Annotated in this window: 13 protein-coding genes; 5 read left to right on the forward strand and 8 right to left on the reverse strand. The window is 53.1% G+C overall.

The genetic code is table 11. The features are described from left to right. Nucleotides 1-149 precede the first annotated feature (149 nt). Nucleotides 150-1,076: a LysR family transcriptional regulator gene (locus ACFOZ5_RS08330; protein ID WP_379886574.1), complete on the reverse strand. Its 927-nt coding sequence runs from the start codon at nt 1,074-1,076 to the stop codon at nt 150-152. A gap of 177 nt (nt 1,077-1,253) precedes the next feature. On the opposite strand from ACFOZ5_RS08330, the gene ACFOZ5_RS08335 reads away from it, so the two are divergent. The 4 genes from ACFOZ5_RS08335 (at nt 1,254) to ACFOZ5_RS08350 (ending at nt 5,385) form a co-directional block, all read left to right on the forward strand. After that, the gene (locus tag ACFOZ5_RS08335) at nt 1,254-3,164 is read left to right on the forward strand and encodes an FAD/NAD(P)-binding protein (RefSeq protein ID WP_379886575.1); all 1,911 of its coding nucleotides are present in this window, start codon (nt 1,254-1,256) and stop codon (nt 3,162-3,164) included. A gap of 4 nt (nt 3,165-3,168) precedes the next feature. Next, nucleotides 3,169-4,359, forward strand: a complete 1,191-nt coding sequence (locus ACFOZ5_RS08340; RefSeq protein WP_379886576.1) for a YbfB/YjiJ family MFS transporter — start codon at nt 3,169-3,171, stop codon at nt 4,357-4,359. A gap of 7 nt (nt 4,360-4,366) precedes the next feature. Further along, nucleotides 4,367-4,969: a glutathione S-transferase N-terminal domain-containing protein gene (locus ACFOZ5_RS08345; protein ID WP_379886577.1), complete on the forward strand. Its 603-nt coding sequence runs from the start codon at nt 4,367-4,369 to the stop codon at nt 4,967-4,969. A 137-nt stretch (nt 4,970-5,106) separates the two neighbouring features. Continuing rightward, entirely contained in the window at nt 5,107-5,385 is a 279-nt protein-coding gene (locus tag ACFOZ5_RS08350; protein WP_379886578.1) for a hypothetical protein, read from the forward strand. 771 nt (nt 5,386-6,156) lie between these two features. Here the strand turns inward: ACFOZ5_RS08350 and ACFOZ5_RS08355 are convergent. The 4 genes from ACFOZ5_RS08355 to ACFOZ5_RS08370 form a co-directional block, all read right to left on the reverse strand. After that, nucleotides 6,157-6,834, reverse strand: coding sequence for a hypothetical protein (locus tag ACFOZ5_RS08355; RefSeq protein ID WP_379886631.1), 678 nt, complete (start codon nt 6,832-6,834; stop codon nt 6,157-6,159). Continuing rightward, nucleotides 6,737-7,081, reverse strand: a complete 345-nt coding sequence (locus tag ACFOZ5_RS08360) for an RHS repeat domain-containing protein (protein WP_379886579.1) — start codon at nt 7,079-7,081, stop codon at nt 6,737-6,739. The genes ACFOZ5_RS08355 and ACFOZ5_RS08360 overlap by 98 nt, the downstream gene beginning before the upstream one ends. Nucleotides 7,082-7,101: 20 nt before the next feature. After that, complete coding sequence (locus tag ACFOZ5_RS08365; RefSeq protein WP_379886580.1) at nt 7,102-7,746, reverse strand: hypothetical protein; 645 nt, start codon at nt 7,744-7,746, stop codon at nt 7,102-7,104. 103 nt (nt 7,747-7,849) lie between these two features. After that, nucleotides 7,850-8,137 (reverse strand): hypothetical protein, encoded by a 288-nt coding sequence (locus ACFOZ5_RS08370; RefSeq protein ID WP_379886581.1) that lies wholly within the window; start codon nt 8,135-8,137, stop codon nt 7,850-7,852. 785 nt (nt 8,138-8,922) lie between these two features. Between ACFOZ5_RS08370 and ACFOZ5_RS08375 the strand changes: the two genes are divergently transcribed. Then, nucleotides 8,923-10,230 (forward strand): carboxylate--amine ligase, encoded by a 1,308-nt coding sequence (locus tag ACFOZ5_RS08375; RefSeq protein WP_379886582.1) that lies wholly within the window; start codon nt 8,923-8,925, stop codon nt 10,228-10,230. A 96-nt stretch (nt 10,231-10,326) separates the two neighbouring features. Here the strand turns inward: ACFOZ5_RS08375 and ACFOZ5_RS08380 are convergent, their stop codons facing one another. The 3 genes from ACFOZ5_RS08380 to ACFOZ5_RS08390 all read right to left on the reverse strand — a co-directional run bounded on the left by ACFOZ5_RS08380 (nt 10,327) and on the right by ACFOZ5_RS08390 (nt 12,266). Beyond that, nucleotides 10,327-11,097 carry an SDR family NAD(P)-dependent oxidoreductase gene (locus tag ACFOZ5_RS08380; protein ID WP_379886583.1) on the reverse strand — a complete coding sequence of 257 codons (771 nt, stop codon included), beginning with the start codon at nt 11,095-11,097 and terminating at the stop codon, nt 10,327-10,329. Between the two features lie 92 nt (nt 11,098-11,189). Further along, on the reverse strand, nt 11,190-11,420 hold the full coding sequence (locus ACFOZ5_RS08385) for a ChaB family protein (protein WP_379886584.1): 231 nt from the start codon (nt 11,418-11,420) through the stop codon (nt 11,190-11,192). Between the two features lie 105 nt (nt 11,421-11,525). Further along, nucleotides 11,526-12,266, reverse strand: coding sequence for an NUDIX hydrolase (locus ACFOZ5_RS08390; RefSeq protein WP_379886585.1), 741 nt, complete (start codon nt 12,264-12,266; stop codon nt 11,526-11,528). Between the last annotated feature and the right edge of the window lie 8 nt (nt 12,267-12,274).

The following is a 12,274-nucleotide window of genomic DNA, read 5'->3' on the forward strand; positions in this document are numbered from 1 at the left end:
CGTGTTCGAAGCTTTAGCGGCGCCGGACTGGCGTTGATAGACTTTAAAAGCATTAGGAACCCTTGGTAAGCCGCTTCGACTTACGCCATGCACTACCTTGTTTGACGGTGCCATGGAGGTTCCCGCATTAGCCACTTTCAGTCCAATTATCAGGTGTGAACTGCGGTATCATTCTTAGTGATACTGCCGACATCTACACATGACTCTGGCTGGACCACCGCCCTTCGGAGAATATCCGCAAACGCCGTCATTGCCGGTGTCCAGGTGTCGGTTTCGGGTGCCGCGAAATAGGTGCCTACCTGCCCAATCTCCTTGGGCAGGGGGTGGCTGTGCACATCGAAACGGTGCCGATGGGCCTCAACCGTCTTGCGAGGTAATATGGCGTATCCCATCCCAGCTGCAACACACCCCAGCATGGCGTCAAGAGTGCCGAATTCGAATATGCGGGTCGCATAGACACCATAGTTCGCCATCAGCAGCTCAATTCGCTGACGGTAGCTGCACCCCTGACGAAAGGCTAGAAATGTCGCCGTTTGTAGTTCCTGGGGCGCCGGCATCTCTTCCATGTGCCGCCCGGCGACAAGAACCAGTTGTTCGTCGAACGCTTTGAAGAGATGAAGGCGGGGGTGATTCACCTTCCCGGCCACAAAGATACAGTCGTGCTTTCCTTCCATCATTCCCTTGATCAGGTCCGCCGTCGGTCCGGTCTGAAGCTTTATATCGACCTCAGGGTGCATTTCGTGGAATTTTGCGAGGATGGGTGGGAGCCTCAGGGCTGTTGTGGTTTCCATTGCTCCGATCCGGAGACGCCCCCGGGGGGAGGCGTTCTTCTCGAAAAGTGAAAGCGCTTCGTCGTGGGCAGATAAGATACTCTCTGCGTACTGAATCAACGCCTGACCAGCGCTGGTAAGTCGAACTGTTCCGTGGCGATCTATCAGCTTGGCATCCAGCTCCACTTCGAGCTTTTTGATATGTGCGGTGACGTTGGACTGGACCGTATGCAGTAACTCAGCCGCAGCTACAAAGCTCCCGGTCCGGGCCACTTCTCGAAATATCCTTAACGACTTCAGTTGCATCTGACGCTCCTCCATGCAGTGAGTATCACAATAGATGATCTCCAATATCATAACAAATCACTTCAAATGAAATGGCTGGTTGCATACCTTGCGAGCAGGGATGGGGTGGGGTTAGGCCCACGCTGTTCGAAGTGCCCCGTGTTGATGGGGTCGTCCAAATCTGCAAGGAGCGAAACAGTGACTTCGATAGCTATCCTGGGGTTAGGGCCTCGCGGCCTGAACGTTTTAGAGCGCATTACCGCCTACGTCTGCAACGGCTATGGCTCACAACCGGTACACCTCCACCTGATTGAACCAGGCGTCCCCGGCGTCGGAATACATTACGACGACCAGCCCGACTACTTGCTACTGAATACAGTTGCTTCGCAGATAACGATGTTCATGGATCCAACCGTAAAGGATGCAGGGCCACTACTACCTGGACCGAACATGTATGAGTGGGCCGCAGGGTTGGATGACCACCGTTATAACCAGTGCACGCCCAACTGCTATTTGCCGAGACGATTATTTGGAGAGTATCTGCACTGGGTCTACCAGTACCTATGCCGCCGCCTGGACCGTTTCTGTAAGGTGACCCTGCACAAGACCTCCGCAAAGGACGTAATTCACAGGCCTGACCAGACCTTTTCCATCCTGTGTGATGATCAAACTGAGATCGATGCAGATTTTCTGTTCATGGCGACAGGCCATTCTGAGAACTACCCCGATGAGCGTGATAGGGCCCGGATCCAGTTTGTAGAGAATAATCGTTTTCGCAATCGATACCTCCAATATGTGATGCCAGGGCCAGCCCCTATCCATACTCATTTCAAGGACGTTCCACCGGGAGCAACGGTTGCTATAGAGGGAATGGGGCTGACCGCTATTGACGCCATTGTGTCCCTGACTGTCGGGCGAGGTGGTCGGTTCCATCGGAACGCTGAGACTGGCGAACTGTGTTACAAACCATCTGGCGATGAGCCCCGCCTTGCTATCATCAGCAGAAGTGGCCTCCCGCTCTCATGCCGGGCGATAAATCAGAAAGGCGCATCCGATCAGTATCAGGCTCGCTTTCTGACGGCGGACCAGGTCAGACACTGGAAAATGACCAAGAACCGGGGGGAGCTGGACTTCTTCAACGACATATTCCCTCTGCTTCTGAAAGACATGCAGTACGTTTTTTACACCACCCAGGCAACCAAACTGTATGGAAACAGTTATGCACACCTTCTGGGTGAGATGCTGGTACGTCTTGGCGCTGAGGCCACCGAGAATCTAATTGTGAATGATTGCCCCGGTATCGAGCTATTCCGTTGGGAAAACATCGCTAATCCGATCGCTGACTCTGCCCTGGATAACCCGGACGCCTATCGGAATTGGCTAGTGACGTTTCTGGAACAGGATCTTCATGAGGCCCAGTTGGGGAATGTCTCCGGGCCCTACAAAGCTGCCTGTGATGTGCTCCGGGATGTACGCGACAACCTGAGAAACGCGGTGGACTTTGGTTGGCTATCTCCGGAATCTCACCAACAGTTCCTGAAGAAGTTCATTCCCGTTATGAACCGCCTTGCCGTTGGCCCACCTGTTCAACGGTTAGAGGAAATGATCGCGCTGTACAAGGCCGGATACCTGGATATCGGGTTTGGCCCGAATCCTAAAGTGACGTTCTCAGAAGGCGCAGCACAATTTCAGATCGTCAGTACCACATTCAATGAGCAGCAGAAATCGATCTATGCTGACGTATTGTGCAAGGCGCAAATCCCCAAGTCATCACCGACGCAGGATCGGTCCGCCTTGGTACAGAACCTCATGATGCGGGGGCTGATACGCCCCTTCACAAACGGGAACGTCGAAGTTGGAGGCATTGAGGTGGATGACCAGCTCAACCTTGTCACGAGCTCTGGCGAGAGCGTGCCAAATGCCTGGGCGCTTGGGACCGTTTCAGAGGGCACGAAATTCTACACCTATATCGTTCCCAGACCCTGCGTAAATTCGACAGCTCTGGTAGATGCGGGGAGAAGCGTGACCATCATGTTCCGACAGAGCCTGAGGCCGACCCAGTCAGAACAGGGCCATGAGCCGGGCAAACTTAGCGCCACGGGGGCATAACACCATGATAGAGAGCAGGTTCAATCTCTCTGCGTTGTTCGTTGGAGCGATGGCCACGTTTGCGGGTATTGGCGTGGCGCGGTTTGCCTACACGCCAATTATTCCCGCACTCGTAGAAGCCAACTGGTTTACAGCCACGGAAGCTGCATACCTGGGCGCCGCGAATCTGCTCGGCTATCTCGGCGGTGCCATTGGCGCGCATACCCTTTCTGAGCGATGCAAGCTCCGCTATGTGCTTGGGGGGGCATATGTCGCAGTAGCGTTAAGCTTCTTTCTCTGTCTGAGTCCAATTGGCTTCCTGTGGTTCTTTCTCTGGCGTTTTGTGTCTGGTTTTGCCGGTGCAACCCTGATGGTTGTAGGTCCGTCTCTGGCACTCTCGAGTACACCAGAGGCACAACGACCAGCTACCGGAGCGATGGTTTTTACCGGTATCGGGATCGGGGCTTTTTTGTCGGCCACCGCCATTCCATTACTGCTAAACGGAGGGCTTGTTTTTGCCTGGATTGGACTCGGCGTACTTGCTGCTGCAGCTGGCCTAATCGCCGATCGGGCTTTCGCTGGCTTGAAGTCATTACCAGCCGCTCCCCAGCCAGGAAATGGGGCAGGGGGCTTAACCGCTGCACAGAAATGGAGTATCGGTATAGTCTTGGCGGCTTATGCGATGGACGGAGTCGGGTTCGTTCCCCATACGGTTTTCTGGGTAGATTATCTTGCTCGTGAAGTTGGTATGGGGCAGACCATGGCGAGTTACCAGTGGGCTGTTCTGGGTGTAGGAGCTGTGCTCGGACCCTTTATTGCCGGTCGGGCGGCCAAAAGGCTCGGTTGGCATGGGGCCCTGCTGTCAGGGTTTCTGGCAAAGTCCATAGCAACGGCATTGCCGGCTGTATCTGTCTCCATGGTCAGTGTCACCGTTTCATCCTTGGTCGTTGGGGCCATGATCCCCGGAATTGTGGCTCTCACAGCAGGACGCCTTTCAGAGATCGTCGGGCCTGCGGGCCATAAAAAGATATGGGGCACGGCTACTGCCATGTTTGCAGCGTCTCAAGCAGCGGGTGGGTACGCTTTGTCATCTGTCTATGCGTTTCTTGGTACCTACGAACCGTTATTCAGCATTGGTGCCGTTATTCTGATGAGCGGCGGCCTCTTACTATCAACCCGATACCTGTTATTTCGTAAAGCCACACAGATGGAGTAGAACTGATATGGAACTGTACCTGAACAAAACGTCGCCTTACGCAAGAGTCGCCCGCATCTGCGCGATCGAAAAGCAGCTGGGCAACGATGTGAATCTCATTTGGGTAGACCCCTGGGCGGACGACAAAGCTTTGCTCAATGCCAACCCGAACGGAAAAATTCCTGTGTTGGTAACGAATGAGGGAGAGGCCATCTCAGAATCCCTTCTCATAGCGTCCTACTTGGACGGGCTTTCCTCGACCAACAGCTTGCTCCGTACCCCCGACTATACTGATGTTCTTGCCCTCTCGGGTCTGAGCCAGGGTCTTACCGATGCGGCTTTCACGACGGTTATCAATCGGAAGCACTTTGGGAAAGAGAGCGATAGTACGGTACTCGGAGTTCGTCGGCAGAATGCCATCACCAGGTGTCTTCAAAGGCTGGAGGATATGGTAAACACTGACGTTATGAGGTCCGACATCAACCTTGGCCAGATTATTACTGCCGTTGCATTGAGCTATATCGATTTTCGACTGCCTGAGCTGCAATGGGGGAGCGACCAACCACTCCTGGCTGACTGGGCAGCGAGGTTTTCTGAGCGTGGAAGTGTCAAAGAAACTGCTTTCGCATAACGCAAGTGCATGAAAGTGAATACTTATTTAGATCTGCGCTCCTGTAAGATGATCCAGCACAGGAGCCGGTTTTTCCCAGCCTGGCTCAACCTAGTATTGGGGCAGTATTGATTATGGGCAAAAGTATGAAAATCCGAGTGAAAGAACCCTCGAAGTTCTATTCATATCTTGATGAAGAAAATTTCTTCAAATGGATGCAATCTATTCCGGCTGTGAACTTGATAGAACGGGAAGGACATCACCTGGTGATTACCCTAATTGATCAGGATATTGAAGAAATGGACCTGAGGGATTTGATCGCTGTGTTTGCTAGGTACCAAATCGATATGGGCGATCTCAAGAAATTTGCCGATACCGAGCATGGGGAATGGATCAATAATCCCGACGCGTACTGGTATTGTTCGATATTTGGGTGAGTTGGGTTTGGCTTTGCGAAAGCAAGGGATCATCTCCTGGTGTTTGGCCAAGGCTCGCTCGCAGTCTTCGTTTAGCACTTTCTGTGATCGCCCAATGGACGACCACAGAAAGTGCTAAATTCCCCCGACCACGAATCAATAGGTTACAGTACGATTTCCACACAAAGTGCTAAACAAACTTAAAGTAGATTCTAGAATAGGGCGCAGGCCTGGGCGTCCACACAAAGTACTAAATCTGTCGTCCAGCTCAAGAGTGACCCTACCTAAGCAGACAGCGGTTTAGTAAAAGGGGAACAGGTCACGGTGATTCGACTTTCCACATAAAGTGCTAAATTTTTCGTCCAACTTGGTGATGAGAATTACCAAGCTGAAAACGGTTCAGCTAGAGGGGGCGGCAGTCGCCCTTTGATTGACTGACCCCGTCTCCGTAGCGCTCATTGCCAGATAAATCCGGCTCTCGCCGGAGCACAAAAAAAGCCCGCCGAAGCGGGCCAGATTAAAAGGATTAAGTGAGAAATAAATAAACCTTATAATTCAACGTAAATTTTGGTTGCGGTTTCACTGATTACTCTAAACCATTTTATCAAGTATAGACCCAATTTCACTAAGTAGCGTATCGACGCGGTCACGCTCGGCACCGATCCTGGAGTCAAACTCGAACAGTTCTATACCATTACATACCTCATTAAGAGCAGAATTTATAATTGACAGCTCTTCCCTGGTCATGACTATCTCTGCTTTACCAATATCTGAGTCTAACAGTTTCACATTTCACCTCAAGTTATCAAAATATTTCCGGCCATTCTTTGGTTGGAATGCTGTTCCTCCATCCGAAGCACGAGGGTTCCGGATAACGACTGTACTACTTGCATCGTCCCAATACGCAGTCCGCCCTCCACTAAGCTGTCGGGTTGCAGTAGGATTATTGATTACATTGCTAATATGCTCTGCGAACTGCCTACGGGTTCGGATACCGAGGCCGGCGAACTCCCCGTTTTGCAAAACGTGTTTTTGGAAAGCGTGCCCCCCAGCAATTTCCTCTCCAGCTAGCTGACCTCGAAGGCGTGCTGCATTAGCTGCGCTCTCAGCACCGGATTTTGTTCCATTTTTAGCATCGCCAGCCCGTGCAACCTTACTAGAACCAGCTGGCACATAAGGTATGAGTGTAGCAGCTAGGTCAACGGCCAAATCTGTTGTGGCTTCTGCAACTATTTGGTCGTTGCCGGTAGCCTTGCCATAAATAATACGTCCACTATCATAAGCTACATTCACTATATCCCATATGGTATCGACCGGTACGTTTCCATCGGGATCCTTGTATCTATATGGACTATTATTTGCATAAGCATATCTATTGAAAGAATGTATGCATGGACTCATGCCAAGGTGCGTTATCAATTTGAGTAAACCGGCCAATTGATGAGCTTTGCCATCGAGCAGAGTAGTCATTCAGACCAGTTTCTAGATCACGCCATTTCCCCGTGAAAGCCCGATTGTTGGCAGTGGTAGTTATAGGCTCTCCCCAGGGGTCATAAACCTGTTGCCAAACTACAGCTCCCGTGTCATCGGTCGTAGCTATTGGTGATCCCAGCTGATCATTGTGGTAATAGGTCACCACCTCAGCTGCGCTAAGAGGTAGTGAAACGAGGATCATAGTTGCCAGTGCAGCAAGTGTTTTAGCTATCATGGTCTTCATGATGTGGTCCTCCCTGACAGTTATTGGCCGACGGTGGCAGTGTCTTCGACGACCTTCGCCGCAACCTGCGAGTCCACGTAGATGTACTCTTTGAATCCTGCCGAGAGGTCGTACTCACCCAGCAGATCGCCCTTACTCGAATAGAATACGTTGGTGAAATCGGTAGACGATGCCCGGCTCACCCTGGTATTCGCTCCATCGTAGGTGTAGTCAATAATGTCGGAACCGTTATCAATGGAGGCGAGGTTGTTCGCGCCATCGTAAACCATGATGTTGGGGCCATCGCTGGTCATATTACCCCGGGCATCATGGGAAATGACGTAGTAGAAGGTGGGGAAAACGCGGTATGTCATCTTGTCGGAGCTGTAGTAATACTCCTGCAGGTCACCATTGCGGTCGCGGGTGAGGATATCCCCTCGGGCATTGTAGGTGATGGTTTCCGTTCCCCACGGGCCAGTCGCCGATGTCATTCGATTCACGTCGTCATACCCTATGGTCCGATCGTGAAGTGAACCGGCATTGTCGACGACGCTGTTCAAATTACCCGCCAAGTCATAACCGAACTGCAGATCGACGAAATCGATCTGGCGATGCTCTTGGATAACGCTCAGCAGGTGGGCGAACTGCTCGGGCGTGAGCACGCGTGCCTGGCCGGTTTTGCTCATCGATTAAGCTCCTGGTAAGCCGCTCGCAGGCAAGGAGAGGGTAAAAATAAAATCCGTAATAAAATGTTATTTTAACGGATTTTTGATGTCAGCAGTGGGATGTCTATTCCCAAGGGCAGTCCGGGCTTCCCCATTCATTTCCGACCGGACCGCCAACAGCCCCTTGCAGCTTTCGCTTCTTGATCCACGCAATGGCAATGTCGTCCATAACCTCCGCAGGGATCTCGACGACCAGACTGTCGAGAACGCCATTCCGCGTAGTTTCTTTCATCACCGAGAATTCGCTAGGGCTAGTGATCTCCAAGAAAACGTTCTTGGGCTCTGAATTTAGATATTCTTGGAAGTAGAGGTGATGGCGTTTACCGCAAGTGATTGAAGCCTTTGTGCTCATAGTCAACGCTCCTGGCTAAAAGTACCTTACTGTGAAAGATACTCGCTTCTCGATGGGTGCGCGACTAGGTTTTGGCTGTCAGTGTGAGCCGAGGCACAATCGTTAACTACTTTGAAAACAGCATCATACACTCCGGACGTCGAATTTAGCGTTTTGTGTGAAAATTTAGCACTTTGCGTGGAGAAATTTAGTACTTTGTGTGGTCATACACCCAACCGGGGCGGAATTTAACCGTTCCTGGCAACTCTGACTGCGCATAATGTATATTATGTTAAATGCGCTATCCGCCTAGGATATCGTTCCCTGCAAAGTTGCACCCTCCTTTAGGCAGCCCCCCCGCCGTTGAACGGTTGCCCATCACGAATCAAAACCCAGACGCAATCGAGCACAACCTGCCCGCCTCGATATAATTGTCCAGGCGCCGCGGACGTCTAACGCATCCAGAGCGCCGGGAGCTTCCATTTCAGGCACTTGGGTATTGGACGCCGTTGGGTCACTTTGATGCGCTCAGGATAGCGTAACGATGCGCTCCAGGGATTGCGGAAGCCATCGATTCCGGCCCTTTCGTTTCTATTTGTAACCAGAGAGTCTATATTGAAGTAGATGATCGGGATGCAATGACCCGTCGTAACTTCTCGGCTAAAGCGTCAAGAAAGCCGATTTTGCCTCGTTCTGGGTCACTAAACCCCCTGCAAGGTACACAGCCTGAAGCACAAGGCTCAGTTCACCTGGAGCGCTCCAAATTCAGCGCATTTCTTCCAGGCTAACCAGCAAGGAGAACCTATATGTCGATGACATCGGAGAAAGAGCTACCTAGAGAGGTAGCAGCCTGGCGCGATCCGGAAATGGACTCGGTGAAAGGCACCGAGACTCCGAAGGATCCGAACAAAGGCTACATCGCCCTGCTTGGCTGGAGCGTCAACGCGATCAAGGCCGCACAAAAGTTCGACCGGCGCTACATCGTGGTTGCACCGGAATGGGCTGCGGATTTCTGTACCGCGAACAACATACCTTTTATTCCATGGGATTTTATCCGACTGAATGATCGATCCATGGAAATTGCCGAAAAGTTGAAAGCGGAAGGTGTCGATGTCGCCATACCTCTATTCGAGGAAACCGTAGAGTGGTCTGGCGCTATCAACTCTGTTCTCCTGGACAGCCCTCGCATGTATGGGCAGTCGATTCTGTTTCGTGACAAGGCGTTGATGAAGCGCCGCGCCCAGCTTGGCGGTATCCGTGTCGGTATTTTTGAGGAGGCCCACGAGAAAGACGATATCGTCCGCTTCATGAAGCGCGTCAACCAGACACTGCTCAAGCTGGATGGCGACCCGGATGACCCGATTCACGTCAAGGCCTTTGACAAGGCCGGCTGCCTTGGCCACCGGATGATCCGCACCCTGGAGGAAATTGACCTCATTCCGGATGAGGAATACCCCCTGCTCATGGAAAGCCACCTCAGCGGCTGGGAATTCGCGGTGGAGGCCTGGATCCACGACGGTAAAATCCAGTTCCTCAACATCTCGGAGTACGTAACGCTGGGCTATTCGGTGTTCGTGCCCGCCACCAAGGAGCTGGAGAGCTGGCGAAACGCGATTACCAAACAGATCGAGCTGCTGATCAAGACGTTCGATATCAAGTTCGGCCTGATCCACCCGGAATACTTCGTGACCGCCGATGGCGAGATGTACTTCGGCGAGGTGGCCTATCGTCCACCCGGGTTCAAGGCGTTCGAGCTTATCGAGATGGCCTATGGCTTCAATGCGTACCAGGCTTCCATGCTGGTGTTCGACCCGAAAAGCACCAAAGAGGAAGTGGAGGCGTTCTTTCCTCAGGAAGTCGTGGATGCGAAAGGCTACGCAGGCTGCTTCGGGGTTTACCCAAGGCGTCGTGTGGTCAGCAAGCTTGAGATGCCCAAGGAAACCATTGAGCATCCCTATTTCGTGTCGCACGAGTTGCATGAGCCAACCGAAGAGACCGTGCCTGACCGCTCGGCCTTCGGGACCCATTGGGGGCTGGTGTTCTTCTTTGGTGATGATCCCATCAAAATGCGGGACCTGCTGAAAGCCCAGGAAGACCTGGACTTCTACGTCTAGCCGCCCGCAGCGTCCTTCAATGTGACGTCCATGGTTCCGGTTATGGTGAACCCGGAATCGTGGATAGTCTCAGCCCCTGCCCCACCTTTTTTTGCCCTATCGCGCCGTGTACCCGCCATCAATCACCAGCTCACTGCCGGTGACGAATTTCGACTCGTCCGATGCCAGGTAGACCGCTCCCCACGCGATATCGTCCGGTTCTCCCATATGCCCCACGGGATGCAGTTCGTCGGTCATTCGCCTGGCTTCCTCAGGGTCCATGCCGGTGGTTTTGAGGTGAGCCTCAACCAGCGGTGTCCAGATGAAACCGGGGTGAATGGAATTGGAACGGATGTTCTCGGTGGCATAAAGCAGCGCGTCGGTCTTCGTCATCAGCCTGACCGCGCCCTTTGAAGCGTGGTACGGCGGTACGTCCGGGGCGCTTATCAATCCATAGATGGATGACAGATTAATGATGCTGCCAATACCGGCTTTCTGCATGTGGGGTATGGCATGCTTGATACAGAAAAACACGCCCTTCACGTTGACGTTCTGGACGCTGTCCCATTCTTCCTCGGTCAGTTCGTGGGTAGGCTTGTTGGCGCCTGAAATGCCGGCATTGTTCACCAGTACCGTCAGGCTGCCGTATTTGTCGGCCACCTCATCAAGCACCCGTTTTACCTCCTGTTCACGGGTGACATCGCAGTGCCAGTAGCCCGCTGTCAGCCCCTGATCCGTCAGTTTCCGAACCAGCGCCTGCCCTTCGTCATCCTGGCGGTCCAGAATCGCGACAGCGGCGCCCTCCTCCGCCATGCGGACAACGGTTGCCGCGCCTATACCCACGGAGCCTCCGGTTACCGCTGCTACCTTACCTTTTAATCTGTTCATGACACACGACCTTCCATCAGTGTTCCCTGGTTCATCACTTGTACCCTGAAACGAACCGGAATCGATTGACGTTGATCAAAAAACAATCGCTGTCAATCCTTGTCTTTCACCCAGCGCTCTCCTTCCTTGTGGTATTCCTGCTTGACCGCCGACCAGGCCACCCTGTGCGCCGTTTCCTCCCGGTCGGCGTTACCACGGCGATCGTCCGGATCGCTGTATTCGTCCCAGGCGGAATTGAAGGCCTTGCGATAGATTTCCTGGGCATGGGAAGGCAGGTTGTCTCTGACGTTGTCCGGAAGGTCGGCGTTGTTCTGGTATGGCACGTTCAAATCCTCCTTAATGTATGCAGAGGCGACAGGACTCCCCGCCAACTAGCGGTTTGCCCGTGCTTTTCACCTACTGAAATATGGAAGCCTCTGGCCATTCCGTCAACTGACCCGCGATTCAGTATCACTCCCCGATCGTGTGCCATAACTCTTGCCGATCTCGCTATCAAAATACGACAGGGAGTCTTCATCCAGGCGATACAGCTTTGAGGCCTGGCCCCGGGCACTGAGGGACTTTCGTTCACCGGTATCCGTCAGCAGACCGGTGTTTACCCACCGGCTGAACACCGTCTGTTTGGTAACGCGAATGCCAAAGGTTTCGTAGGCAGCCACAATCTGGCTGACCGCCACCTTCTCTGGTAACAGGTAAAGCAACAGCGATGAGTACTTGATCTTGTTCAGGAATGCCTCGTGGGCAGTAGTGACCAGGGTGCGGTGGTCGAAAGGCAGGGGGTACTGTCCGTCAAGGATCGACTCCAGGGCAACCCAGCGGATACCCTCCCGCGTTTGCAGTATCCCGGTGTCGTCCCGGCTGAACAGGCTGAGATGGGGAATCGTCACCGACCACCCCAGGGCGGGATCCCGGCTGATGCTGCCTTCGGCCCTTACCTGTTCCAGATAGCTGGGCATAAGCCCCACCTTCCGCTCCATAATGCGTCTGACGGCATCCTCCAGGGTTCTGTCAAACTCTCCGCCCTCCTCCTGCGGTTGCTCCCAGACCCAGCCGCCCACCAGGGCATAACGGCCTTCCTCCGGGCCATGGGTGCGATGTTGAAGCATCACTTCCGGCTGGCCGGTTTCCGGGTTCAGCCTGAGACAAATGAAGTCGAGGGTGACAACCATCTGGTTTC

The sequence above is a fragment of the Marinobacter lacisalsi genome, assembly GCF_042651045.1.
Classification (GTDB): domain Bacteria; phylum Pseudomonadota; class Gammaproteobacteria; order Pseudomonadales; family Oleiphilaceae; genus Marinobacter; species Marinobacter lacisalsi.